Annotated in this window: 14 protein-coding genes; 2 read left to right on the top strand and 12 right to left on the bottom strand. The window is 67.1% G+C overall.

Going from position 1 to position 26,055, the window contains the following annotated elements; translation table 11 throughout:
• Positions 1-84: 84 nt before the first annotated feature.
• The 6 genes from IRT45_RS12945 to IRT45_RS12970 all read right to left on the bottom strand — a co-directional run bounded on the left by IRT45_RS12945 (position 85) and on the right by IRT45_RS12970 (position 5,669).
• The gene (locus IRT45_RS12945) at positions 85-1,206 is read right to left on the bottom strand and encodes a HoxN/HupN/NixA family nickel/cobalt transporter (protein WP_194806167.1); all 1,122 of its coding nucleotides are present in this window, start codon (positions 1,204-1,206) and stop codon (positions 85-87) included.
• Positions 1,207-1,310: 104 nt separating this feature from the next.
• Positions 1,311-1,727, bottom strand: a complete 417-nt coding sequence (locus IRT45_RS12950; protein ID WP_194806089.1) for a nitrile hydratase accessory protein — start codon at positions 1,725-1,727, stop codon at positions 1,311-1,313.
• Complete coding sequence (nthA, locus tag IRT45_RS12955) at positions 1,727-2,332, bottom strand: nitrile hydratase subunit alpha (RefSeq protein ID WP_194806090.1); 606 nt, start codon at positions 2,330-2,332, stop codon at positions 1,727-1,729. The genes IRT45_RS12950 and nthA overlap by 1 nt, the downstream gene beginning before the upstream one ends.
• Positions 2,329-3,033, bottom strand: a complete 705-nt coding sequence (gene nthB, locus IRT45_RS12960; RefSeq protein WP_194806091.1) for a nitrile hydratase subunit beta — start codon at positions 3,031-3,033, stop codon at positions 2,329-2,331. Before nthB ends, nthA begins: the two co-directional genes overlap by 4 nt.
• The gene (locus tag IRT45_RS12965) at positions 3,030-4,571 is read right to left on the bottom strand and encodes an amidase (protein ID WP_194806092.1); all 1,542 of its coding nucleotides are present in this window, start codon (positions 4,569-4,571) and stop codon (positions 3,030-3,032) included. Before IRT45_RS12965 ends, nthB begins: the two co-directional genes overlap by 4 nt.
• Positions 4,572-4,727: 156 nt before the next feature.
• Positions 4,728-5,669: a helix-turn-helix domain-containing protein gene (locus IRT45_RS12970; RefSeq protein ID WP_194806093.1), complete on the bottom strand. Its 942-nt coding sequence runs from the start codon at positions 5,667-5,669 to the stop codon at positions 4,728-4,730.
• A 188-nt stretch (positions 5,670-5,857) separates the two neighbouring features.
• On the opposite strand from IRT45_RS12970, the gene IRT45_RS12975 reads away from it, so the two are divergent.
• Together IRT45_RS12975 and IRT45_RS12980 are read left to right on the top strand one after the other, a co-directional pair.
• Positions 5,858-7,333, top strand: a complete 1,476-nt coding sequence (locus tag IRT45_RS12975) for a PLP-dependent aminotransferase family protein (protein ID WP_228534278.1) — start codon at positions 5,858-5,860, stop codon at positions 7,331-7,333.
• Positions 7,326-7,553, top strand: a complete 228-nt coding sequence (locus tag IRT45_RS12980) for a ferredoxin (RefSeq protein WP_194806094.1) — start codon at positions 7,326-7,328, stop codon at positions 7,551-7,553. Before IRT45_RS12975 ends, IRT45_RS12980 begins: the two co-directional genes overlap by 8 nt.
• Before the next feature lie 146 nt (positions 7,554-7,699).
• On the opposite strand, the gene IRT45_RS12985 is transcribed toward IRT45_RS12980, so the two are convergent.
• The 6 genes from IRT45_RS12985 to IRT45_RS13010 form a co-directional block, all read right to left on the bottom strand.
• Positions 7,700-8,185: a group 1 truncated hemoglobin gene (locus tag IRT45_RS12985; protein ID WP_194806095.1), complete on the bottom strand. Its 486-nt coding sequence runs from the start codon at positions 8,183-8,185 to the stop codon at positions 7,700-7,702.
• Between the two features lie 198 nt (positions 8,186-8,383).
• Complete coding sequence (locus tag IRT45_RS12990) at positions 8,384-9,148, bottom strand: thioesterase II family protein (protein ID WP_194806096.1); 765 nt, start codon at positions 9,146-9,148, stop codon at positions 8,384-8,386.
• Entirely contained in the window at positions 9,145-10,167 is a 1,023-nt protein-coding gene (locus IRT45_RS12995) for a Gfo/Idh/MocA family oxidoreductase (RefSeq protein WP_194806097.1), read from the bottom strand. Before IRT45_RS12995 ends, IRT45_RS12990 begins: the two co-directional genes overlap by 4 nt.
• Positions 10,167-11,288 (bottom strand): saccharopine dehydrogenase NADP-binding domain-containing protein, encoded by a 1,122-nt coding sequence (locus IRT45_RS13000; RefSeq protein ID WP_194806098.1) that lies wholly within the window; start codon positions 11,286-11,288, stop codon positions 10,167-10,169. Before IRT45_RS13000 ends, IRT45_RS12995 begins: the two co-directional genes overlap by 1 nt.
• On the bottom strand, positions 11,285-16,768 hold the full coding sequence (locus IRT45_RS13005) for a non-ribosomal peptide synthetase (RefSeq protein ID WP_194806099.1): 5,484 nt from the start codon (positions 16,766-16,768) through the stop codon (positions 11,285-11,287). The genes IRT45_RS13000 and IRT45_RS13005 overlap by 4 nt, the downstream gene beginning before the upstream one ends.
• Positions 16,765-25,833: a non-ribosomal peptide synthetase gene (locus IRT45_RS13010; RefSeq protein WP_194806100.1), complete on the bottom strand. Its 9,069-nt coding sequence runs from the start codon at positions 25,831-25,833 to the stop codon at positions 16,765-16,767. Before IRT45_RS13010 ends, IRT45_RS13005 begins: the two co-directional genes overlap by 4 nt.
• Positions 25,834-26,055: the final 222 nt, after the last annotated feature.

Genomic DNA, 26,055 nt, shown 5'->3' on the forward strand with positions numbered 1-26,055 from the left:
CGAGGAGGACGTTGCGTATGAGATCGTCCACATCGTCGAAGCGAATTGCGGTGACGGCAGGGACCGGTGGCAGGGGCCGGTCGGTCATTTCGGGGACGCGGGCTCAGTGCCGGCCTGTCGCCGCCTGGCATCGCTCAGCCGCCAGTAGGCGAGCGCGAGGAGCCACATAACGGCGAAAATGCCGACGACGACAAAGCCGACATGGCCGAGCGGGACATTGCTCAGGGTATCGACGATCGGGATGTCCCACTGAAGGTCGTCGTGCAGGAGGGCTGCCAGTTGGACGCTTCCGATGACCAGGGCGACGGCGACGGAGAGTCCAGTCACGGTCAGGTTGTAGAAGACCTTGCGCTGTGGGTTGAGAAATGCCCAGTCGTAGGCGAGGCCCATCAAGATGCCGTCGAGCGAGTCGAAAAGCGTCATGCCGGCCGCGAAGAGCAGGGGCAGGAGGATCACGACGTACCAGGGAACGCCTGCGGCAACCCCGGTGCCGGCCATGACGAGAAGGGCCACCTCGGTCGCAGTGTCGAACCCGAGACCGAACAGGAGACCCACGGTGAACATCTGTCGGGGACGGGCGATGGCCGCCGTGGTGCGGCGCAGGATGCGGGCGATGAGGCCACGACCGACGAGGTGAGCGTCGAGCTCGGCCTCGTCGATGTCGCCGGCTCGCATTCGTCGCATCGTTCGCCAGATGGCGATGAGCGAAGCGAGGTTGAGCAGGCCGATCAGGTAGAGGAAACCGCCCGAGCTCAGCGTGCTCACCAGCCCCAGTCCGTTTTGGACGGTCGACCGATCGTCGACCAGCGTCCCCAGCGAGTGGACCCCGAGGGCCACCAGTCCGGCGAGGATCACGACGGTGGTCGAGTGGCCGAGCGCAAACCACAGACCCACGCTCTTGGGTTTTCGGCCCTCGGCGCGCAACTTGCGGGTGGTGTTGTCGATCGCTGCGATGTGGTCGACGTCGAAGGCGTGGCGAACGCCGAAAACATAGGCCGTGATACCCAGGCCGACGCCGAACGTGGAGGTACCCACTGCGACATGGCCGGTCGCGGGCACGGCGAACATCAGGCCGCCGAAGGCCACGAGATGCAGTGCCGCGATACCTGCGAGGAGCACGCCGACCTGGCGCCAGTCGTGGCGGGTCCATGTCGAGTACCGCTTGGTCGCGAAGTCGACGGAGATGGGTCCTGTCGTACGAAGCATCAGTTTCGGGGGGTCGTCGACCGCCTCGGCGCTCCCTGCCGGGAGGTCACGGATCGATGTCCTGACCTCCCGGCAGGGCGGCTCGCGGTCGGCGTCGCCGATCATCAGGCCACCGCGGGATCGACGGCGATGGGTTCGAGGTGAGCCTCGTGGTGGTTGCGGTTGGCCGGTGTGGCCAGCACCTCGGCCGTCCGCGATTCGAGCATGTCACTTTCGACGGCGCCGGAATCGGCGAGGACGGTTTCCAGGGCGGCGACCCAGTGCTCGTAGTAGGACCACGAGGCGTCCTTGATCGGGTGCGTCTGCTCCCAGGCCCTGATCGAACCGATCAGGGCACTTTGGAAGGCAGGCCACTGGTACTGCCCGGCGTCATGGACCGCCACAGCGAGGGCGAAGGCACGGATCTCCCACGGCTCCTCGAACGACAGTTCCCCAGGGCGTCCGCCGGGCAGACCGCAGAGCAGTTGCTCGACAACACGGCGCCGATCCTCGGTGGGCAGGCCGTCCAATTGCGAGTTCATCACGACACCACCGGGGTCTTGACCGGGCCGACACCGATCATCGAGTCGCGGGTGACCAGTTCGGCGAGCTGCTCCTCGGTCCAGCCCTCGGTCCCGGAAGGACGTTGGGGCAGAACCCAATAGCGCATCTCGGAGCTCGAGTCCCAGATCTGGATCTCGGTGGAATCGGGCACCCGATAGTCGAACTCCTCGGCCAGGACCTTGCGCGGCTCGCGAACGATGCGGGCCCGGTAGGCCGGCTCCTTGTACCAGTTCGGCGGCAGGCCGAGGACGGGCCACGGATAGCAGGAACAGAGCGTGCACACGATGGCGTGGTGGACGTCGTCGGTGTCTTCGAGGACGACCATGTCCTCACCCTGCAAGCCGCTGATGCCGAGCTCCTTGCAGGCCTCGGTGGCGTCCTTGATGAGGCGGGCCTTGAACTCGGGGTCTGCCCACGCCTTGGCGACAACCTTGGCGCCGAGCTGGGGACCGACCTCGGTCTCGTAGATCTCGACCATGCGGTCGACCATCGAGGTGGTGATGACCCCCTGCTCGATGAGCATCGACTCGAGCGCCTTGACGCGCGCGGCGATTTCCTCCTGACTGGGAACGAGGTTGCTCATGCTGCTGCTCCTTCGATGGTGGCGATGAGGGTGAGGTAGGGATCCCAGGCGTCGAAGCAGACGGTGCCGTTGGCGTCGCCTTGAGCACCCCACAACTCCGTGGCGGTGAATTTGATCGTGTAGACGTGCTCCGGGTTTTCCCCCAGGCCGTTGCCGGCGGTGTCGGGGTAGATGAACGAGCCGTGGTGGGCGATGACGGTGCCGATCTTGCCGCGCGTGTAGCCGGCGATCCGGGTGTGACCGAACGGGACATCGGTGCTCATCCGGACGGTGTCGCCGACCTTGAAGCGGGGCTCCTTGTCGGTCGGTCGAGCTGCGGGTGCACCCGCTGGGACGACGGCGTCGACGAAGTCGAGCAGCTCCTGGCTCTGCTCGTGCTCGGGCAACGGCGCCTCGGGATTGGCCAGGTAGTGGGCAGTGCGCCGGTCGAGTTCGTCCAGGTCGAGGTTGCCGGTGCGCTTGCCGTGGTGCTCGAAGGTGGCCAGCCAGTGCTCGTAGTAGGGAGCCTTCAGGTAGACCGCAGGGTCCATGAGCTCGATGCCATGCCGGAACTGGTCCACGCCGAACCAGCCGGCGCGGAAGAGCGCCGCGAACATGGTGAAGATCGGCTTTTCCCACTCGGCGCGGAAGGTCGGCTCCTCGGCCGGGGGATCGATCGGACCGAGCCCGTCGGTCCCGCCGAGATCGAACACTCCGTTCATGCGTTGCTCCTCACTGAGGTCGGCAGGGGGAAGCCCCCCACTGCGGTTTCGAGTGCCTGCGCGACGCGCAGCACCGTGGCGTCGTCGAACAACTTGCCGACGATCATGAGTCCGACGGGCAGGTTGTCGGAGAGGCCGGCCGGAACCGAGCACGCAGGGTGTCCGGTCACGTCGAAAGGGCATGTGTTGGCGAGCATTTCCAGGGCGCGGCTCAGAATCTCCTCGACCGGGGCGCCGGGCTCCGGCAGTACGCTGGCGCGGATCGGCACCGTCGGCATCACCAGGACGTCGTAGCCGGCCAGCGCCTCGTCGTAGGCCTGACGCAGGGCGGACTCCAGAGTCCGGGCCATCGCGTAGTGCTTCCCGTGCGACGTCGCGAGCGCATGCCGGCCGGCGAGGACGACCAGTTTGACCGTCTCGGAGAAGGCGCTCGGGTCCTGGCGCCACTTGGCGCCGTAGAAGGCGATCAACTCGGGGTCGTAGTAGCCCTTCCAGTTCATGCCGTACCCATTGCCGTCGACCATCTGACTGGTAGCACCCTCCACGGAGAGGACGTCCCAGATCGCCGCGCCATGGCGGTGCCAGGGGATGGAAACTTCCTCGGCGACCAGGCCGGCTCCCTCGAGAGTGGCGATGGCGGCCCGGACGGTGCTGTCCACCTCCGGCTCGGAGTTGGCCAGGCCGAAGCCCTCGGTGACGACGCCGATTCGCAGGCCCGAAGCGGGGGCCTGGATGGCGGCGAGATAGTCGACAGGCTCGATCGCGCCGGCCTGGCGCGGGTCCCGGCCGTCGGAACCCGCCAGCACCGTGAGCAGCAGGGCAGCGTGGGCGACCGTGCGTGTGATCGGGCCGAGGTGGTCGATCGACTGCTCGATCGGGAAGGCACCGGTGTAGGGCACCAGGCCGAAGGTCGGCTTGTGCCCGACCGTTCCACAGAAGGCCGAGGGGATGCGGACCGAGCCACCCTGGTCACCGCCGACGGCGATGTCGACAACCCCCGAAGCCACCAATGCGGCACTCCCGCTGGAGGACCCGCCGGCCGAGCGGGTCTCGTCCCAGGGGTTGCGCACCGGGCCGGTCTTCGAGGTGTGCGAACCTCCGGAGAAGCAGAGGTCCTCACACACCGACTTGCCGGCGATCGTGGCACCAGCGGCGAGAAGCCGGGTCGCCACGGTGGCGTCGGTGTCGGGGACGTACCCCTCGACGGTGGTCGAGCCGTTCATCATGGGAACACCGGCGACCGCGATGTTGTCTTTGATCGCTGCCCGCAGGCCGCTCAGGGGGCCGTCGGACGCCTCGGTGATCTCGGTCCGGACATACCAGGCGTTGTACGGGTTGGCGTCGGACACCGGCCGCTCCCAGTCGCGGCGGGGAGCGGTGGGCGCCACCCTGGCGTAGAGAGCCTCGACCACGTTCCAGGACTGGAGTAGGGCCGCGGCAGCGCCGTGGTAGACCTCGAGGTCCGACGGTTCCAGCTCGAGCCCGTTCTCTTCGGCGAGGCGAATGAACGCCTCGAGGTCGGGCGGGAAGAGGGGCATGAGGGACCTCCTGCAGTGAATGCGCGACGCGGTGACGCGCCGTGATGGGAGGTGATGCTCCTTTTCAGTTCACAGACATGTCAATGGAAGTCGACGCATTGACAAGTTGTGTGACTCGGATGAAACAGAACCAGCCTCCGCGGCCGGTTTCGGTGTTCAGATGTGCTGAACCGAAGCGCCTCGCCGCAGGTCGCGCGGCGACACACCGAACCGGCTGCGGAACATCCGGCTGAAGCTCGCAGGATCGACAATGCCGCAGGCGGCCCCGATCTCGGCGATGGAGTCGCGCCGGTGCGCCGGGGAAGTGAGTAGCTCCAGCGCCGTGCGCAGTCGCTGTTCGCGAATGAACGCGGCGACGGTCAGTGGTTCTGTGTCGAAGAGCCGATGCAGGTAGCTCGGAGAGATCGCGCAGGCCGCGGCGACCGTCCGGGGAGACAGGTCGGGATCGCCCAGATGTTGCTGAATGTGGGCGCGCGCCGTCACGACGAGCATGGACGCGTCGAGAGGCGGCTCGTCGACGGCGATCAGGGGCCGGACGGTCGCCAGCAGCGCGTCCTCGATCGCACCCGCCTGGGTCGGCCCCAGCGCCTCGCGGCCGGGCACCGCGAAGGAACCGATCAGTCGTCGAGCCACACGGCCGACACCGCCGAGTGCCGACCGGGGCCTGATGGTCGAGTCGCGGAGTGTCGTCTCCGGAAGGTCCAGCCGGTGCTTCGGCAGCAGCACGATCGTGTAGTCGAATTCGCCACGCGTGCGGAAGTCGAAGGGCCGGCCGCTGTCGTAGAAGGTGAAGCTGCCGGCCTGCAGCGCCACGCTCCGACCGTCCTGCTCGACCGCCGTGCTCCCGCGGTTGACGAAGACGATGTTGAGCTGTTCGGGATCGCCGCCTCGCCGGATATCCAGCTCCCGGCGCTGGAATCGGTGTTCGGTGCCGGCGATGCGTCGCACGTGGGTGTCAGCGAAATCGAGGGCGTGGATGCGCCCCTGCAGGTTGCGGCTCGCGGGCGTGACGAGCAGTTGCACGAACTGATCACACACGCTCTCGTGCCAGTAGTCGGACCGCTCGTTGGCCGGGACGACACGCGTGTCAACGTCCATGAGACAAGCCAACCATGTGATCTGCGTCCTGGTGTTTCTTTGCGGTTGCCTTTCTTGTCATTGCGTCTACAGACATTGACGCGTCGGTCCAGCGGCCTGAGAGTCGAAAGCGTCGGGTCTGTCTGGGAAAGGCAACGAAGATTACTGAGGTTCAGGACCGGAGCCAGCTCAAGCCGGAGTACGTCCAGCTGTACGAGCAGCTGTGCTCGGCCATTCTCGGCGGCCGGCTGGCACCGGGCTCCCGGCTCCCGTCGAGTCGACAGTTGGCCGAGGTCCGTGGCGTATCGCGCAACACCGCGCTGGCCGCCTACGACCAGCTGATCGCCGAAGGATACGCCGAAACGCGGCAGGGATCGGGAACCTACGTGGCCCGGTCCATCCCGGACCGCGTCACCAAGCCCCGCAGGATCGTCCGCACGCCTGGGCCGACCCACGCCGAACTTTCCCGGCGTTCCGAACCCTCACCGGCCGACCCGGTTCCTGCCGCGCTGTCGGCCAGAGGTCGGCTCCTGTGCGGCCTGCCGCGGATGCCGATCGCAGAGCTGCCGGTCGAGGTCGCTGGCGGAACCGCCTTTCGGGTGGGGTTACCGGCATTGGATGAGTTCCCCGTCGCCGGATGGACCGACATCCATGCCACCGCCGCGCGGTACCCGACAGTCCGGATGATGCGCTACCACGATCCGCTGGGCGATCGCCGCCTGCGCGAGGCGATCGCCGCCCATCTGGCCACCGGCAGGGGGATCGACTGTTCACCGGATCAGGTGATGATCGTGAGCGGCTCGCAGCACGGCGTCGACCTGGCCGCCCGCGTCCTGCTGGACCCCGGCGACGCCGTGTGGTTGGAGGACCCGGGTGACCTCGGCGCCCGCGCCGCGCTCGTAGCAGCCGGCGCCGACATCGTCCCCGTGCCGGTGGACGCCGACGGGATGGACGTCGCGACCGGAGTGGCGCGCAGGCCGGCGGCGCGGATGGCGTTCGTGACCCCGTCCCACCAGTTCCCGATGGGTGTCACCATGTCGCTGGAGCGTCGCCTGGCGCTCCTCGAGTGGGCGGCGCGAACCGGAGCCTGGATCGTCGAGGACGATCAGGACTGCGAGTTCCGCTACGAGGGCCGCCCGTTGGCCGCACTGAAGTCCGTCGACGAGAACCATCGTGTCATCTATGTGGGGACGTTCAGCAGGACGATGTTTCCGGGCCTGCGGCTGGGCTACCTGGTACTGCCGCCGGAGTTGATGAACGCGTTCGTCGCGGTACGGCTCACCACGGACGTCCACCGCGGCACCGTAGATCAGGTCGCCATGACCGAGTTCATGGCGCGCGGGGGGTTCGCCCGCCATCTGCGGCGGTTGCGCAAGATCCATGGCGAGCGGCGAGGACTCCTGGTCTCGGAGCTCGCACGGCTCATCCCGGAAGTCACCGTCCTGTCCTCGCACGGCGGTCTCCATCTGGTGGCCCGGCTCCCGAGTGGCCAGGACGACGTTGCGGTGTCGGCAGCGGCTGCGGCGCGCGGCATCCACGCCTGGGCGCTCTCGACCCACGCGATGGAGAACCGGCAGGCCCCCGCACTGCTGCTGGGCTACGCCGGCGTCAGACCGTCCCACATGGCCGGAGCGGTCCGCGTACTCGCAGAAGCTCTGCGCGATCCGAAGGAGAGACATGACTGAAACCGAATCTGCCCGGGACAACCGCCAATGGCGGGTCGAGGTGTCGAAGGCCTGCATCTCGTCAGGGATCTGCCTGGCCGTCGCGCCCGACCACTTCGAGTTCGTCGGGGTCCGCGCGCGGCCGAAAGCCGGCCTGGTCCACAGCGCCGAGGACGCCGAGCTCCTCATGGACGCCGCCGATGATTGCCCGATCGGAGCGATCTCGGTAGTCGAGGAATAGGTCCTGACAACGAATGGTCCGGTAGCCCGCAGCGCAGCGGGCTACCGGACCCGGCCGGGCCCGCAGACGAGAAACGCTCCTACCGAGCCCGGATCAAGTCCGTCAGCACGAACGGGGCTGTGCCCCGGCCACGTCGGTCATCGGGCTCACTCGGCTGTGGCAGCGCTTTTGGGGACCGGCCAGTAGACCCCGACGCTCTCCATGCCCGCCATGACGTCCATCTCGGGGTTGGCCTTCAGAACGTCCTTGAAAGTCGGACTTCCGACGACCACCGACTTGAACGAGCGGAGGAACTCGTCGATCTCCTTCGCCTCTCGCGCGGGGAGGTCGAACTCGGTGTAGGCCGGCGTCACGATCTCGTCGAAGAGTGCGTCCCAGTACTCCTCGGTGATGCCCATCCCACGGTGCGCTGTGGCCATGTCCGGTCCGGTGTAGGTGTGCGGGCCACCCCAGTGCTCACCGAGGAACTCCACGAAGCCCGCGATCTCCTCCTGCACCTCGGCCTGGGTCTTGTGATTCCAGATGTGGCCGATCGTCGGGTTGAGCATGGCCCGCTGTACCAAGATCCGGGCCAGGAACTTGACGGTGTCCAGGCCGCCCAGCCGGTAGTAGAGGCTTGTCTCGTCTGTCATCTGCCTACCTTCACTCTTCGGGAGGATGTATGACACAGACGCTATTGCGCTGCCCAAGGCGCCGTAAGTTCCACTTTGCGTGCAAGTGAAGGTGCCAGTCGACCGCGCAGGTTACGGACCATCCGGTGACGTTATCGAAATGGTTGCGCCAGGACGAAATCGACCACGGACTACGTCCAGCACCGGTTCCGGTGGCACCTACGGGTCTGCGCGGGTCCCTGGTTGTCGAACATCGGTCGTCACAAGCTCCAAGTAGGAGCGAGTCAGGGCCGGGTCGGTGATGAACGAGAAGTGTCCGCCACAATAGGTGCGTAATCGAAATTCTGCACTGGTGTGGCACTTCCACATCGGCAGGTTTCCGAGATCGACTTCCGGGTCGGTGGTGCCGGAGATGACGGTCAGCGGGCAGTGGACGGTGTCATCGGCCGCGGCGCGGTAGCCTTCGACCAGCCGGTAGTCGCTTCGGATGACCGGGAGCAGCAGGCGCCGCAACGATGGTTGCGAAAGGGCTTGCGCGGTACGGGAATCGAATCGCCCGAGATGTCGGGCGAGATCGCTGTCGGAGGCGTGGTGCCAGCTTCCGGCAGCACGGGCCGGCGGTGCGTCGGCCCCGCTGACCACCAATTGCGAGATGGTGCGGCCGGACCGCTCCACGTCCCGGGCGGCCTCGAAGGCGATGTAGCCGCCCATCGAATGGCCGAGTAGCACAACGGGTCCCGCGTCGATCAGCGGCCTGATAGCCGCGGCGCAGTCTCGGGCGAGATCCGTGAGATACGGCGGGGCGGCGACACCACCGAGTGCGTCCCGACCGGGATAGGTGATGCCGTACATGGCGATGCCGGCCGGCAGTGAGCGCGCCAGCGGGGAGAAATAGCGCGGACTTCCACCGGCGTGCGGAAATACGATGACGGTGCGCCGGGGACGGATGACCGGCCCGGCCAGATCCTGGATCAGCACGGTCATGACGCGGTGAATCCCATCGCGGTGAGTGATGGCATGTCCAGAGGTGCGAACAGGGTAGGCGGTCCGATGGCGGAGGTGACCAGCGTCCACAGTTCGGTTGCGCGGATGAACCGCTGTGACATCGGGTTTCGCCCGGTGTGTACGGCATGGACGAAGGCTGTCGCGGCGTGCCGGACCGCCTCTGGCCACAGGTCTCGGTAGATCTGCGAAACGGTCGGCTCGAACGGCCGGCCCACCACTTCGCTGACGACGTGGTCCGCGCTCGTGTGGTGTCGTCGCTGTCGCCACACCGTCGACCCATGAGTGTGGGTCAGTGTCAATTCTCCGGCATCGGTTCCGATGGTGATCTCGTGCGACAAGCGCATGTAGCTGTCGGGATCTTCCGCGCAGAGTGTGTTGTCGATCAGAAGGTCGACCGGCACATCGTCGAGTGTCAGACGCACCTGGGCGAATGGTGTCTTCCGTTGTGCCGGTAGCGCATCGACGTGTGCGGGAACCAGGCGGGGGATGATCTCGGCCAGCATGGTGAACAGTGGGTAGGCGACCTGGACCGCGCAGCGCGCGTGCGCGTAGCGGATCGGCGTCAGGCGTGAAAGGCGTTGCGCGAGCCGAATATATTGGCGCGCGGGCTCTGTGGATCCGTAGAAGTCGTTGACCGCGTAGTGAGCGCCGTGCTGTGCCGCCGCCTTCGACAGTTCGAGTATCTCGCGAGTGTGTACGGGCTGCTCCTGTAGGACGTGGATTCCGCGTTCGAGGAGCCTGGCACTGATCGCGCTGCCCGTTCCGCCGACGATTCCGGACCGGACCACGACGACGGCCATACCGACTTCGGGTAGGTCGTCGAGGTCGGTGAACAGTGGTACGCCCAGGCGGGCAGCCAGTTCTGTCGAACGCGCGCTGCCCGTCGCGACCAGCGCCGCCAACCGCATCGGAGATTCGGGCGCTGCCAGAGCCTCGGCGTAGACCGCTCCGAAGGTGGAGCCGACGACGATCGCATCCGGCTGGTCGTGGTGGTCCATCACAGCAGCCCTTGTTCGTAGCTGTCATGACGCTCGGCTTGCTCCGTAGTCGAGTCGGCGATGTGTACGCGCGCGGTGGCCGACAGCTGCGGATCCTCCACCAGCGCTATGGACGAATCGAGCGTGGCCAGCCGGTGTATGCCCGCGGGCAGCGAGTGCGCGTGGGTCGCCGCCCACGCCGTGGTCGCGCCGGTCACCGCATAGCTGTCCCTCGCCCGCAGAAGGAAACTCGATGTACGGCCGTCGCGTCGAGCCCGGACGAGAAGAGCGAAATACTGTTCTCGGCCGAAGAGATCGGCGGTAGCAGCCGCGCACAGCCGGTCGATTTCGGCGGCGGTGGTCGGAGCCTGGCCGGTAGCGCCGTAGTAGCTCTGTATCAGTCGTTCGGTTCGGTCGCCATCGATCATGTTCATCCATTCGATATCGGCAGCACCGATGTGTTCACCGGCGGCGGCCGTCTCGGCATCGAGGTGTATTCGGCCACGTGCCGACGGTGGAAACACGCCGGGCGGCGGTGGCGATGCATCCGTGGGCCGCATCCGGACCGGAACTCCGGCTCGTCGAACCACCGGGCCTGCGTGTGCCATGGTGAGGCCGGCCAGATAGTCGGCCGCGGCGGCCCGAGTGAGCGGCTGCAGACCACCGCACCAGGCCACGATGCTGTCGGCTCGACCGCCGAGGCGCTGTGCGAGCAGGCGCACGGCCAACTCGGAGATGCCCGGCTGTACACCTGTTTGCACGACCGCGACACCGTCTGCGGGCCGGCATCGGTTGAGCCGGTCGATCGTGTCGCGGTCCAGTCCCGGATCGATGTAGACGGCACCGCACATCATGACGATGGCGGCGACGGACTTGCTGTGGTGGTGTGATGGTCCGGCGCAGTTCACCACGACGTCCGCGTGCAGGGCCAATTCGACGAGTGTGACTCCGTCGTGTGCGAGTGCGTCGAAATCGATTGTCTCGCAACAGCAGACGACGGGGAGCGAGGCGCAGAGTTCCCGTAACCGCCGGGGGTTCCGGCCTGCCACGGTGAGCGCGACATTCGGATCGGCGGCAAGGATGCCGAGGCAGGTCCGGCCGGTGGCGCCGCCGGCTCCCAGCAGCAGGATTCTCGTCTTCATCGGCCGGGACTTTCGCGCCATGATGTGGCGAGCCGGTGTGCCAGCGCCGCCGCATGCGGGTTGAGGAGGCAGTCGAAGTGGTTGCCCTCGATATCGACGACGGTGAGCCTGCCCAGGCAGTGGTCGCGCCAGAAGTCGGTCATATCGTCTCGCAGCCGTGGCAGGAAGTGGAGGTTGCCATGTTGGCGAAGAAAACAGATGTCGCCCAGGTACGGTGCGTAGTCCGCGGTGGCGACTGCCCGCAGGCTGTGGGTGAAGATGGACCGCAGTTCCACGAGGGATTCGGGGGTCCAGTCCTTCCCCAGCACACCCGAACGGCTGAGAACACGCATCCGCTGTGTGCCCGGCTGCGGTCCGGCGGCGAGGGCCCGGCCGAGCCGGGGATCCACCGAGCGCAGCGCCCCGGACGGAATGATGTCGCCGCACTGCGCGCGGGTGCGGAGGAAAGCGTCGCAGAACTCCCGGTCGGGCACCGTGATCCCGAGGTCTGCCACGTCCGCGCCCATGATCTGAGCGAAGCAGTAGTCGAGCAGGTCGTCGTCGTGGATCTCGACGGGAACGCGGTAGGAGCTGATGACGGTCACACCGCCCACGGCGACCGCCGATTCCTGCAGATACCTGGCGATCTCGACGGCCAGCAGTCCGCCCATACAGTATCCGAGCAGGTGAACGCGTGCCGGTCGCAGGTCTCGGATGGCCTGGCCGTATCTGGACGCGAGCGTAGCGACCAATCGGCCGGGGGCGATCTCGGAGTAGCCGTCGCCAGGGACACGGCACAAGCCGTAGAGGTCCGGGATCGCGGAATACGCAGACAGTTCGGCGATCAGATCGGTGTACGGTGCCAATCCGCCGCTGCCGTCGTGAACCAGTACCACGATGGGACGATGCGGTTCGGGTTCGGCATCGGGTCCGCCGAGACGGACCAGCGGTGACGGCGCCAGGGTATGCCCTCGCACCGCGGTGCCGGCGCCGAGGATCGCCCGTTCGGCGCCGGCCACTGTCGGGTCGACGGTGAGTTCGCGCAACAGTTCGTCCCAGAGGCATTCGGCCGCTTCGGGGATATCGCGTCGGATTCGGCCGATGGCCTGGGCCAGCAGCAGTGAATCTCCGCCCAGGGCGAAGAAGTCCGACCGGGGCGAAAGACCATGCGAATCACCGAGTTCGAGGATATCCGCCCACACGGCGGCGATCCGTGTCTGCAGTGCGCTCATGACGCCGCGGGGTTCGGCGGTATCGGAATCGGCGCGGGCCCGGGTGACGCGCTGCAGCTCGACCCGGATCCGCTTCCGGTCGACTTTTCCGTTGTCGGTCAGCGGGAGTGACGGCACGATGGTCACGTGCTGTGGAATCATGTAGGACGGCAGGACATCGGTGGCCTGTTCGAGGAGCCGGGACGGCCGCAGTGCCGCGGTCGGCGCGGATGTCGGGCACCAGAAGGCATGCTGGCCCAGGCGTTCCAGGACATGTCCGTCAGGTGGCATGATCTGCGGGGGTTCGAAGGGGCTCGCCGATAGCACCTCCTTCCACTGATCCAGTGTGAGGAACGGGGAATCACCGCTGCCGCGCACATCGGTGAAATCGGTGAGGCCGTCCTTGAACTCCATGGAGATCATCAACGCCGGATTCGGCGCGGTGGAGTCGATGAATGCCAGTACCCCACCAGGGGCGAGCAAGCGCTTCAGCACGACCAGGCGCGCGGGAATGTCGTCGGCATTGTGCAGCACGTTGGCGCAGACGACGATATCGAACGCCGAGGTCTCGAATCCCTGGTCGGCCGGGTCGAGATTCAGGTCGAACAGCCGATATTCGGCGATGTCGCCGCCGAATGTCTCACGGGCATGGTTGAGGAAGAACGGTGAGATATCGGTGAAGGTGTAGTGCACATTCCGGTGCGGCAGTGCGGCCAGGATATCCGTGGTGGTTCCTCCCACGCCGGCGCCCACTTCGAGGATCCGCAGTGGCCGCGTCTCATCGAAAACTTCCGCGTATGAGCGGATCTGGGCGCTGATGACGGAGTTGAGATAGCGACTGACGAGGTTGTCGCGGTAGGCGCCGAGTGCGATGTCGAGTTGCCCCTCCGGGAACAGCAGCGCGAGCGGGTCGGCCGTACCGGTGAGTAGTCCGGGCAATGTCGACATGCATTGCCCTACATAGTGGATGAGCTGGTCACCGTACTCGATGGCACGAGCGAGTTCGCAGACTTTCTCCCACTCCTCGGCGCACTCCTCGATCGTGGGGTGCTCGTGCAGCAGTAGCGTGCCCTCCCGGCCGGTCATCCATCCTCGGTTCGTGAGGGTGTGCACCCACCTGCGCAACAACGGGCGGTGCTCGGTCGCTGTGCCGAGTGCCGCGGCGATCTCGTCGAAGGGGCGCGCACGCCCTGGCGGAAGCGCTGGGGCCAGTGTCGCGGCCATACTCCGCAGTGCGGTATCGGTTGCGGCGGTGACGAATCGGGCGACCGCGACATCGTCGAGGTTCGCGCTGTGGGTCCGGTGGATGTCGCACGCGGCGGCGCGGGCGGACAGCTCGGCGGCGGCACGGTGGCGCAACTCGTCCTCCGGTGCCGCGGCGGGAGCGACGGCGACCGCCAGCGTCTGATGGGGACGGTCGCCGAGGGTGCAGGCCACGGCCGACGAAACACCCGGGATGGCGTCGAAGGCCGATTCGATATCGGCCAGTTCGATCCGGTGCCCGCGAATCTTGACCTGGTTGTCGCGGCGGCCGATCAGCTCGATGACGCCGGCTTCATCGGTGCGCCCGAAGTCGCCCGTGCGGTAGAGACGTTCCCCGGATCCGGGATGGATGGCGAAGGCAGCCGAGGTCAGGTCCTCGTCACCCAGATACCCTGTCGCCACACTCATTCCACCGATGAAGATTTCGCCGATCTGCCACGGTGCGGCCGGTTCGCCCCGATGGTTGAGTACATGCACGCTCTGGTTCGGAAGTGCCGTGCCGTAGGGAATGCTGCGGTCGTAGCGGGGTTCGTCGATGCGGTGCCGGATCGACCAGATTCCGGCCTCCGTGGCGCCGCCCAGGCTCCATGTCGTCGCTTGCGGTGCGGCGTCGGCGATCTCGGCCGGTTGTGCGGTAGGAATCCAGTCACCGGACAGCAGTATCCGGCGCAGCCCGGACAATGCCTCCCGTTCCCCGGTGAGCCGCCGCTGATCGAGGAGGAGTTGTAACTGCGCGGGGACGGAATTCCACACGGTGACGCGGTGTTTCGCGATGTCTTCGAGCCAGGCGTCGGGGCGGGGCCGATCGGTGCTATCGGGAAACGCCAGGCACCCGCCCGCGCCGAGGATTCCGAAGATGTTGTACACCGACAGGTCGAAGGTGTGCTGCGACACCGCGAGGACGGTGTCATCGGCTCCGATCGCGCACATCGCGTTGATGCTGTCGATGGTGTTGACCACTGCCTCATGAGCCATGACCACGCCTTTGGGCACGCCGGTCGTACCCGAGGTGAAGATCACGTAGGCGGCCTCGCTCGCGGTGGTGCGAGCAGGAGCCGCACTGTCGTGCGCCGTGTCCGGTCGCCATGACTCGGGGCGCTCGAGTATCCGGGCGATCGGGCCGGCGGGTTCGATCCGGACCGCGGGGTCGCACTGTTCGAGGATCCGGTTCACCCGAGCCTGCGGCCAGCGGACATCCAACGGGATATAGGTCGCTCCGGCGATCAGGACGCCGAGAAGAGCGGCGACCTGCTGTGGCCCGTTGCCGAGCCGGACCGTGACATGGTCACCGTCGGCGATACCACGCCCGCGTAGTTCGGCGGCGACCTGCTCGGCCGCCGACACCAGTTGCCCATAGGTGACCGCGACATCGCCCTGCCGGATGGCGACGGCGTTCGGCGCGCGGTTCGCCTGCTCGAGCAGTGCCGAGTGCAGAAGCCGATCGCCGCGGCCGGCCGGTGCCGGAGTCGGCGGGGGAGAGACCGGCGGGAGCAGCGGTCGATCCCACGCCGAACCGTCGGCGCACAAGTCGCCGATCGCTGCGGCGAATTCGCCGAACGCGCGGTCGAGCACGAGGTCGGGGACGGTCCCGGCCCGGCTGTCCCAGTGGATGTCGACACCGTCGCGGGCGTCCATCACCTGGCAGTCCAGCAGGACCTGCGGTGTCTGGCTGAGGCCGCGACCGGTGATCGGCCGCAGCAGGGGCGGACGGGACTCGTGCTCCTGGTGGGCGCGGTCGGCACCGACGGTGGAGGTGAAGACGACCGGCGACTGCTGTCCGCGGTTGTCGTCGCGGCGCGCCAACTCTCGCAGTATCTCCACACCCGATACGCCGGGGTGGTCGATGTCGTCGAACAGGCGCGCGCTGGTGCGGGCCACCGTCGCCGAGAACGGTTCCGGCGCACTGACATCCATTTCGAGGGCGAGGGTGCCGGTGAAGTCGCCGGCGATCTGGTCCACGACGTCGGTGAACGGGCGCCGGTTCATCGTCGTGAGCGTGAGCAGGAAATGGTCGCTGTCTCCGTAACGTCCGATCACTCGAGCGAAGGCGGTCAGCAACGCGGCGGTGGGGGTGAGGCCTCGAGCACGGGCGTGACCGGTGAATTGTTCCCATTCGCGCGCGCGGATGTCGAATGCCCGCCGCCTGAAGTGCGGCGGTGCGGTGTGCGCGTGGGGGAGCAGCGGCAGATTCAACGGTGCCGGAAGATCGTCCAGGCGGGCGTCCCAATAGCCGCGATCGCGTTCGAGTTCGGCGCGGCCGGCGGCGCTGCGGCGGTGGCGGGCCACATTCAGGAGATAGTCGCGGAAGGTGAATGCGGGACGGGGCAATTCGGTCGACGGGTCGCGCAGGGCGCGCTCGAAATCGCGCATGACGAGCGCGATACTCGCGAAGTCCGCGATGAGCAGGTCGACGGAGAAGTGTACGAGGGTATCCGCCGGTCCGATGGTGACGACGAGGTCGAACATCGGACCGGTCCCGGGAGAATAATCGCGTTCGGCGAGCGTCTCGGTGATCCGCGTGCGCCGCGCCGCGATCGCGGCCGTCGTGTCCTCGATGTGGACGGTCAGCCCGGTCGGTGCCCCGACGGTGCCGCGATCCAGTTCGATGCGCTGATACCCCTCCGGATGGACGACGCAGCGCAGCATGTCGTGCCGACCCAGCACCGCGTACCAGGCGCGGCGGAAATCGTCCGGACACAGTGCGCGCGGGGACTCCACGTCGGCCACCGAGAACTCCGCATATCCGTGGCAGCCGATGCCACCCCACTCGAAAGCGGTAGTGCGGCCGAGGAGATAGGAGGCCTGGACATCGGTCAGGGGGAACGGTTGATCGTGATTGCCGGGATCGGTGATAGCAGCGCTCTCGGTGGTCAGTGCCGCTATCACCTCGGGCTTGAGTGCCCGCAGTCTCGCCTTCATCTCGCTGTCGACGGCTCCCGACGGTGCGCTGTAGCGCAGATCGGGACCGTCGATCCATAGGTCCGCCCCGAGGGCGCGCAGGTGGGAAATGAGTTCGGTGGCGTTCACAGCACGCCCTCCTCGAGATTGCCGGCGCTGCGCCGCGCCGTCGGGTGGGTGGTTGCCTGCGCTACCGCGAGGGCGAAATCCGCGATCACCGGATGTGCCAGCAACAGTCGCAGCGTGGCGCCGGGGCCCGCCTCGCGTCGGACACGTTCGACAACCGCTGTCGCGGCAACCGAATCGCCGCCGATCTGGAAGAAGTTCGCGTCGGGCGCGACGGACGGGCGATGCAGTACCGCCGCGCAGATGCCGCGGATCCGGTCGGTGAGCGTATCGGGCCGGTCGGTGTCGGTGGCGGCGGACTCGATGGTCGCCGACAACCGAGCGAGATATCGCACCGCGGTGTCTTCGGGGATCAGCTGGGCGACGTGGTCCCAGGACAACTGCAGTGCGCCGCCGTCCTCCCAGACCTGGAAGTCGAGCAGGGTTTGCGGCGTCTGGGAAACCGCGAAAGTCTGGTCACCGAAGCCGAATCCAGCGGTGGTGTCGATGGTCCGCAGCCCGAGTCCGCTGGTGAACACCACGGGGAACATCGCCGCGGCGGGATCGCCGTGATGGCCGAGTATTTGTTTCTGCACCCAGACTCCGTCGGCCGCCCGATGTGCCAGGTCGGAGATCAGCTGACGCTGAATCGCCTGTGCCGCATCCCATATTCCGGTGCCGGGCTCGACATGACATTCCAGCAGCAGCAGGGAGGTGAAGTCGCCGATGACGTTGTCGATACCGGGTTCGCCGGTGGCACGGTCGAACATCGTGACATTCAGGCAGAAGTCGGGGGTATCGGACCAGGCCGCGATCACCCGTGCGTAGCACGCCAGCAGCAGGGCCGCCGGCGTCACCGCGCGGCTGCGGCACCGGGTCGTTACCTCGGCCCAGGTATCGCGCGCGATACGGGCTCGGGCCCGTTCGAAACGCGGTGTGGACACGGCGGCCATGGCGTCGGGTGTCACCAGTGCGGGAGCGGATGGCAGATGGTGCAGTCGCCGCAGCCAATATTGCTGTGCCGCAGTGAGTTCGCCATCGCTCGCGGCGTCGGGGTCAGGGGCTGTGTTGCGCACGTGATCGGCGAAGGTCGTCGTGATCGGCGGTAGTTCCTCGATCGGTCTACCCCGGTAGAGGTGGTCGAGTTCGGCCAGGACGGTCATCATGCTGGCGCCGTCCAGGAGCATGTTGTCCATGCTTATTCCGATGAGGGCTCGGGACCGGTCGCTGTCGAGGTACTGCACCGCGATATCGAGACCGCCCCGCTCGCTCAGGTCGATCACCTGGTCACGCATGCCGGCACGGACATCGTCGAGCACGCGCACCACAGGCTCGATCGGGTCGTCGTGGACTGTCGCGACGGTGCCGCTCACGGTGGTCCGGAGGCCGGGATGACGGCGGACGAGAGCGGTGGCGGCGGTCGTGAATCGAGATGAATCCAATGCGGTCGTGGCGAATTCGAAGTAACAGTGTGCCGCGACGCCGCTGAGCAGATACCCCGCCTGCCGGCCGATGGCATACGCGCGCTGTACCGATGTGAGTGGATAGGTGCGTGCGGGTGATGCCGGACCGCGCGACTCGGGCCCTGGCGGTTCGCCCGGGAGCGGGGACATCCGGCCGATATGGTCGGCGAGTGCACTCAGTACCGGGTGATTGAACAGGTCCACCATGGCCACCTGGCGGTATCCGAGTTCTCGCAGCCGGGTGTAGATCCGCGTGGCCTGCAGACTGTCGCCACCGAGCAGGAAGAAGTCGTCGCCCGGCTGCGGACGGACGCCGAGATAGTGCTGCCACAGATCGGTCAGTATCGCCAGCTCCGGGTTGTCGGCCGGCGGTGCGCCCGCGGTGGGCTGGGCATGCTGCGGCCTCGGCTCGCCACCCCCGTCGGCGACAGGGTGCTGTGCGCGGTGGGCGAACAGCGTGACACCCGGTCCCGCCGCCGTCATCGTCGTGGGCGTCCATCCCCGGTCGTGCAGAAGATGCCACCACTGGTCGGCGGTGAGCGGCTGGGTGCCGAGCAGATCGGGATCGATCACCGCCGCACTGATCAGGGTCGCCGGGGTGTAGGAACAGTGTTCGGTCAGCCACAGCCAGCCGTCGGCCCGCATCGGCACCTGGGACAGGAGCCGACCGCGGTCGTCCATCTGGTGGATCGAACCGCAGCATAGGACTATGTCGAATGGCTCGGCCGACTCGATCTGGTCGGGGCCGATGTGCCGCACTCCCGTGATGTGGCGCTCCGCGGCGATGGCGCGCAGGACGGGATGGGGTTCGACAGCGACATAGTCCGCCACGACCGGATCCATCGCCGCCAGCAGCCGCTGTGCGGTGTGTCCGGTGCGACCGCCGATTTCGATGACGCGCAGCGGCCGGTCCTGCTCGCGGGCATGGTCGACGACGCGCTCGGCCAGCGTGTCGATGCTGCGCCGAACATGCGCGTCGCTGAGCAACAGCGATTCGGGAGCGAGCAGCGGATGAGCGAGGAGGGCATGGTATGACGCTGTGCCGGTGACGATTTCGGCCAGGAGGGCGCCGGCGGCAGCGGCGGAATCGGTGGGCGCCGTCCGCTGGTGACCGGCGACACGGCGCCACCGGGCCACCACCGGGGCATATCGAGCCGACACCGGTCGGTGGGAGTCGTGATCGAGCCGGTGCAGCGCCGCGGCGATGACCAGCAGCGGCCAGTTCTCGTCCCGATCATGGTGTTCCACGGTGGCGGGCGTGGTCGCGGGCGACCGCAGGCGACAGCGCACAGCGCGCTCGAAATCATCGAAGGCCGTGGCGGTTTCGGCTGCCCGTACGGCGCAGTCGGCGGTGTCCCAGCTGATTCTGATTCCCTCGTCGTAGTCCTCGACCTGACAGTCGAGAAGCACCCCGGGAGTTCTGGTGAGGGTGCGGACCAGGTTCAGCGAGAATTCGGCGGCACGGCGATTCGACAGCCCGAGGGTGCTGGTGAACACGACGGGATAACCCGGCTGCCGTTCCCGCAGTTGCTGCTCGGCGATCTGGGCGGTGCCGTCGGTGGCGCTGGCCACGATGGCGTTGAGCCGGCGGTGCGTGTCCGCGACGGCCGCTTCCGATCCGGGCGATCGGTCGGCGTAGTCGGCTTCGCACAGATACGGCCGGGTGAAATTTCCCAGAACCTCGCAGTGGACCGGTGCGTAATCGGGTCGGTGCGCTCGGGGAATCGTCACCGCGAAACGAGGACCGCTCCCGTGTCGGTACAGCGTGTGGGTGAAGGCTTCCAGCACAACCGCGGTCGCCGTGACGTCGGCGGCCGTGGCCAGGCTGCGCAGACGGGTGGATTCCGCGGGGGTGAGGACGAAGCTGCGGCGGGTGAATGCTCCGACGGCAGTGCCGTCGGTCGTGGTGGCCGACCACGACGGCGGCAGGTGTGGTGGCGGTGGCGCCGGTGCCGCGGTGCGGGTTTCGGCGATCGCGGTGGTTGCGAAACGGCGGAAGACATCCGCCCGCGCGGCTATCCGGACGGGGCGTGGCGAACCATCGTAATCGGCCATGATCGCGGTGATCACAGTATCGAGGCTGCGTGCGTCCAATCCGAGGTAGTTGATGAGCAATGCGATGTGCCGCGGCTCGGAATTCGTCGCATAGCACCGCAACAGAGGTCGCCGGTCCATCGGCATCGGGAGACCGGCGAGATGGTCGGTCAGCGAATCGGGGTCGTCGGGCACATCGCCGATCCGCTCGATCCGGACGGGCCAGGCGTTGGTGTCGACCGCCTGTGCCACATCGGTGTCGAGATGGCACCGCAACATATCGAACTCGCGCACTGCCGCTGTCAGTACGCCCTCCAAGCGGTTGATGTCGATGGGGACTGTGGTGGCCGCACCGAGGACGGCGACCAGGGCGGTCGGCGCCCGCGGGACGCCGCGCAGGCCGCCGGCCGCCACGACGTAGGCCTGCTGCAGCCGGGTCAGCGGGAAGGGGCCCGAGCCGACGGCATCATCCGGTGTTCTGGGATCTGCTGCGGCCGTGCGGAAGTCGTTGCCCATCACGCAGTGCGCGGCGAAATCTCGCAGGGTGGGCGACGTCAGTAGCAGTTCGACATCGGCCCCGAGCACGCCGCGGGCCGACAACACGCGGCAGACCTCGGTGGCGCGCAGGCTGTCGCCGCCGCTGTCGAAGAACTTCGAGTCGGTCCGCAGCGTCTGCGGTGCGACGCCGAGCGCCTGCGCCCATACCTCGCCGACGCACTGTTCCGTCGGCGAAATCCCTTCGGCGGGAAGAGATGACACGCCTTGTTCCAGGCTGCGCGCAGCCGCGCGGCGATCGACTTTGCCGTTGACGCTGTGTGGAATGGTCGCGGTCTGACGGAAAACCCTGGGCACCATGTATCCGGGCAGACGAGCGGCGACGTAGGTGCGGATCTCCTCGGTGTCGGACAGGCAACCTGCCGCGGTCACGAGCAGGCACCCCAGACGTGTTCGGTCGTGTATCGGCACCACCACCGCGTTCTCGATGGCGGGATGGGTGCGCAGGATCTGTTCGATTTCGCCGCATTCGATGCGGTGGCCGCGAATCTTCACCTGGGAGTCGGCCCGGCCGAGGAACACCAGGACACCGTCGGGGAGGTAACAGCCCAGATCGCCGGTCTTGTACCAACGCCGGCCGGTGCGATCTTCGTGGAAGCGTTGCTGAGTCAGGTGCGGATCGTTGTGGTAGCCCAGCGCTACCCCGGTGCCGCCGATCCACAGCTCGCCGGGCACGAGATCGGGCTGGTCGCGGCCGTCGGGCGCGACGACGCGATAGCACTGATTGGTGAGCGGACGGCCGTAGGGCACGGATGTCCAGTGCGGGTCGACATCGTCGACCCGGAATTCGTTGGACCAGATCGCTGCCTCGGTGGCACCCCCCATCGCCACCAGTTGTGCGTCCGGGGAATGCGCCCGTAGCTTGGCCGGTAGGTTGAGTGGAATCCAGTCGCCGGACAACAGAACTCGGCGCAGAACGGTCAGTTGTGGCGGCCGATGGGGGCCGCAGGCGGTGAGCAGCATCTCCAGCAGCGCCGGAACCGTATTCCACACGGTGATGTCGAAGGCGCGGATCAACTCGCACCAGCGGAAGGCGTCGCGGCGGGTGTCATCGGCGATGGTCACAATCGTCGCGCCGACGCTGAGCGGCCCGAATATGTCGTAGACACTGAGATCGAAATCCAGGGAGGACAGGGCGATCAGGGCATCGCGACCGTCGATGTCATTGCGGCGGTTGACATCCACGATGGTGTTCAGCGCGGCGCTATGAGAGATCGCGACACCTTTGGGTTCACCGGTGGAGCCGGAGGTGTAGATGATGTACGCGGGCGCGGCGGGATCGACGCGAGTGGGTGGCCCCGGCAGGTGGCCGGGTGCGATGTCGATGGAATGTCCGGTGACGCCGACGAGTGTGGTTGCGCCGCTGCAGAATTCGTCGTCGTGGACCAGTGCGCGCATACCGGATCGGCTGCTGATGCGTTCGAGCCGGTGCGGTGGCTGGTCGGTGGATATGGGCAGATAGGTGCAGCCGGCCATCAGGGTGGCGAGTACCGCGATGATCTGGCCGGGCCCCTTGGGAAGCCGGATACCGACGACGGCGCCCGGCTGATGATGCGCGCGAAGTTCGGACGCGAAAGCCCGTGCGTACCTGTCGAGTTCCCCATAGGTGAGGCAGGTGGGCTGCGCGGGGACGCACCAGGCCGGCAGGGCTGGTCGCTGCCGGTATTCGTCTGCCGACCAGCGCAGGGCCGGTCGGTCGGGTGCCGACGCGGCCGATTCGGTGAACGCGTCGTAGAGCAGACCTGCGGGAATCGGGCCGTCGGTGGCGTTCACGTCGGCCCGGGTGCGCCGGGTGTGTGGCGGTATGTCCACCGTCGCCGGCTCGTGCCAATCACAGGCCGACAGGGTCGACAACAGGTGCAGGTAGCTGTCGAACATGTCCTCCACGACACCGGCGGGAAAGCGGCCGGCGCGGAAGTCCCAGGACAGCTGGACCTCGGTACCGATCAGACAGCATTGGTTGTCGATCAGGGTCTGCGGGGTGGTGGAGCTGATGTGTCGCGCCGAGCCCAGGGTGGACAGTGCCGCGGCGTCGATGACGGGGTGATCGGCTGCGTAGGTGAACACGAGGGGGGAGCGGCGCAGGGTGGTCTCGGTCCACCGGCCGACTCCCGAATCGAGGTCGGGCAGGTTCGCGCGGAAGGCCTGTTGCGTGTCCCGCATGTACTCGGCCCACGACCGGCCGGTCGGATCGGTGTTGTGATGCGTGTGCAGCGCGGTGAAGTCGCCGACGGTGTGCGCCGTCGCTGGTGTCCTGCCCGTTGTCGTGACGGTGACGGTGAATTGCGGCTCCGTGGACCACCGGTGCAGCACGAGTTCGTACGCTGCCAGCAGAATCACCGCGCGGGTCACTCCGACGGCCCGGCCGGCGGTGTCGAGCCCGCGCAGGACATCGTGTGACAGATGGGCGCTCAGTCGGCGAAAGTGTGGACCCGCCTCGGTCCGCAGTGGCAATTGGGGTGCGGAACCGGTGTCGGCGGACTGCCCGGCCGGGCGCGATGGTTCCGGAGCGGGTGGTTCGATCCGCAGGCCACCGGGGGCACCGGGCTGTTCGCCGCGATACAGGGCCGCCAGATCGGCGACCAGGATTCCGATTCCGGTCACATCGGCGATCGTCATGTCGACGGCGAGATGAATGATCGTCGCTTCTCCGGAGCGGGTGAATTCGATGCGCCAGCAGTCGCCCGTGACAGGATCGAAGCGGTGGTCACGCAGTCGCTCACGAACTGCGCGCAGATGTGCTTCCCGGTCCGCATCTCCGGCCAGGTCGTGCACCGGCAGATCGACGGTGTTCGATGCCGGATCGATGATGCACTCGTCCGGGCCGGGGAACCGCGCGCGCAGCATGGGGTGTCGCCACACCAACTCTCGCAGCGCGTCATGCAGCCGGCTGGGGTCCACCCCTGAGCCCCGCAGCTCGAAATACGTCCGACAACCGACTCCGCCGAGCGGTTGCCGAGCGTCGCGGCCGATCCAGAACGCTCGTTGCAGAGCGGTAGTGCGCGTCGTGCCCGACTCGCCGCCGGTCAGCACGCGGACCGGAGTCGGTGCGGATGTGGTCCGGCAGCGTTCGATCAGGTCGTCCCATCGCCGAACGGTGGGTTCGGTATAGAGCGCGGCGAAGGTAGGAAAGCTGTCGCGTTCGGCGGCCCAGGACATGAGCTGTGCCGTCATCGCGGAGGTCCACCCGTAGCCCACCAGGTCGGCATCCACGTCCAGCTCATCGGGACGGACACCGAGCAGTGCCGCGACGAACCGTGCGGTATCGGATCGGCGAGGGTTCCCCACGGCCGCGGCGGCCGTCTCCCACAAGACCGGAAGGGAATTGCCGGACACGCGCGCGGCCACCTCGCGGCGCCTGATCTTTCCTGAGGTAGTCAGCGGGAGCGTCTTGGGTGGAACGAAGATGACGCGTTCGGGTGCGGTCCGATGCTCGGTGAGGATCCGCCGGTGCACCGCTCGGCCGATGTCGTCGAGAATGGCTTCCGGACCGGCTGTTTCGACAACCAGGACCCAGGACTGGTCGCCGGATTCCGGCTGGACCGCACATGTGCCCGCCGGTGCGATCGCATCGTGCGCCGACTCCGCCGTGGTCTCGATGTCGTTGGGGAAGTGGTTCATTCCGCCGACGATGATCAGGTCCCGATATCGGCCGGTGATGTACAGCTCATCCCGCAGCCGGAATCCGGCATCGCCGGTGCGCAGGAACGGTCCGGCACCCTCGTGGGTGTGCGCCCCGAACACCTGTGCGGTATCGGTTTCGCGCTGCCAGTACCCGATCGGCAGGCCGGGTCCGGCGATCCAGATCTCGCCGATCCGGCCGTCGGGGAGCGTGCGGCTGTTGTCGGGGTCGACGATCCGCACGTCCCAACCGAGGGTGGAGTTGCCGCAGCTGACCACAGTCCGAGCGGGGCGGCTGTCGTCGCGATCCACGGGCACCGCACGGCCACAGCGCAATTCGTCGGCATCGAAGCGCTGTTGATGCCATCGGCGCCGGACGGTGGTACCGCTGACAGCGAGGCCGGCCTCCGCGAGGCCGTACTGGGGGCACATAGCGGAATCTGCGAGGCCGGCCGGCGCGAAATGCTCGGTGAACCGGCGGACCGTATCCGCGCGTACGGGTTCGGCGCCGTTGCTGGCGATGCGCAACGATCCGAGATCGAGGTTTTCGACGTCGTCGGGGTGGAACGCCGTGATCGACTGCCGGTAGCCGAAGTCGGGCCCGGCGATCCAGTTGCCGCGAACGTCGGAGACGGTGGCGAGCCAGATCCGCGGATCACGAACGAAGTCGTGCGGGGGGATCAAGGTCGCGCTACCACCGGTGAGCAGCGGGACGAGCAGTCCCCAGAACAGGCCCATATCGTGGTACGGGGGAAGCCAGCTGACGGTGTGCATCGGCTCGGGCGCGTTCCAGATCGAACTCACCACGTCGACTTGCCGCAGGATCGAGGCATGAGTGTTGAGCACACCTTTCGGGCGGCCGGTGGAGCCGGACGAGTATTGGATGAAAGCGACCGCCTCCGGTGCCGCCGAGTCCCCGGCGCGCGGAGTCCGGTTGCCGTCGCCGTGTGCGCACTCCGGATCGTCGACGAGAACCGCTGGAAGTTCGTGCAGTACAGCGTTTTTGTCGACTGCTGCGGCAATCTGCGTGGTCGTGGCGACGGCAGCGGGCGCGCAGTCGGCGATGACGCCCTGTGCACGGGCGAGGTATCGCTGCGGGTCGTGGGCCGACGGCAGATAGACCGGGACCGGGATCGCCCCTACCTGGAGCGCGCCGAGGAAGGCCGCGATGAAATCTTCACCACCGGGAAGTGCCAGGACAACTCGCTCTCCCGGGTGCAGCGTCGCGAACGCTGTCGAGCAAAGCCGCGAAATATGTTCCGCCAGAACCGAGTAGGTGAACTCCGCTTCGTCATCGTGCGTCCGGATCCGCACCGCGACGTTCTGTGCATGCCGGCGGGCGATGTCGGTGAACGCTTGTGGCACCGAAATGCCAACCGGCCGTGAGGATGTCAGGTCGACGGAGGGTGTACTCATGATTCTCCAAGCGCGGCCGAACGACCGAGGCGCGCAGAGTTCGAGCGGTGCCCGACATTGCGCACCCTCCGGTCGGACAAGTCCCACCGGTCGGTCATAAGTTACTCAGTAATCTGAGAGTATGTCGAGGTGGAGGCTGTCAGGCGCGTTTTGCTGTAAGTGACACCGCGTGACCTTTGCGGCTGCGATGGCTACCTGACGTAAGAAGAACGTGGCCTATTT

The organism is Nocardia sp. BSTN01 (assembly GCF_015354405.1).
GTDB lineage: Bacteria > Actinomycetota > Actinomycetes > Mycobacteriales > Mycobacteriaceae > Nocardia.

Coding starts and splice junctions, on each gene's coding strand:
- IRT45_RS12945 (WP_194806167.1), bottom strand. CDS start 1,206: ATGCTTCGTACGACAGGACCCATCTCCGTCGACTTCGCGACCAAGCGG.
- IRT45_RS12950 (WP_194806089.1), bottom strand. CDS start 1,727: ATGAACTCGCAATTGGACGGCCTGCCCACCGAGGATCGGCGCCGTGTT.
- nthA (WP_194806090.1), bottom strand. CDS start 2,332: ATGAGCAACCTCGTTCCCAGTCAGGAGGAAATCGCCGCGCGCGTCAAG.
- nthB (WP_194806091.1), bottom strand. CDS start 3,033: ATGAACGGAGTGTTCGATCTCGGCGGGACCGACGGGCTCGGTCCGATC.
- IRT45_RS12965 (WP_194806092.1), bottom strand. CDS start 4,571: ATGCCCCTCTTCCCGCCCGACCTCGAGGCGTTCATTCGCCTCGCCGAA.
- IRT45_RS12970 (WP_194806093.1), bottom strand. CDS start 5,669: ATGGACGTTGACACGCGTGTCGTCCCGGCCAACGAGCGGTCCGACTAC.
- IRT45_RS12980 (WP_194806094.1), top strand. CDS start 7,326: ATGACTGAAACCGAATCTGCCCGGGACAACCGCCAATGGCGGGTCGAG.
- IRT45_RS12985 (WP_194806095.1), bottom strand. CDS start 8,185: ATGACAGACGAGACAAGCCTCTACTACCGGCTGGGCGGCCTGGACACC.
- IRT45_RS12990 (WP_194806096.1), bottom strand. CDS start 9,148: ATGACCGTGCTGATCCAGGATCTGGCCGGGCCGGTCATCCGTCCCCGG.
- IRT45_RS12995 (WP_194806097.1), bottom strand. CDS start 10,167: ATGGACCACCACGACCAGCCGGATGCGATCGTCGTCGGCTCCACCTTC.
- IRT45_RS13000 (WP_194806098.1), bottom strand. CDS start 11,288: ATGAAGACGAGAATCCTGCTGCTGGGAGCCGGCGGCGCCACCGGCCGG.
- IRT45_RS13010 (WP_194806100.1), bottom strand. CDS start 25,833: ATGAGTACACCCTCCGTCGACCTGACATCCTCACGGCCGGTTGGCATT.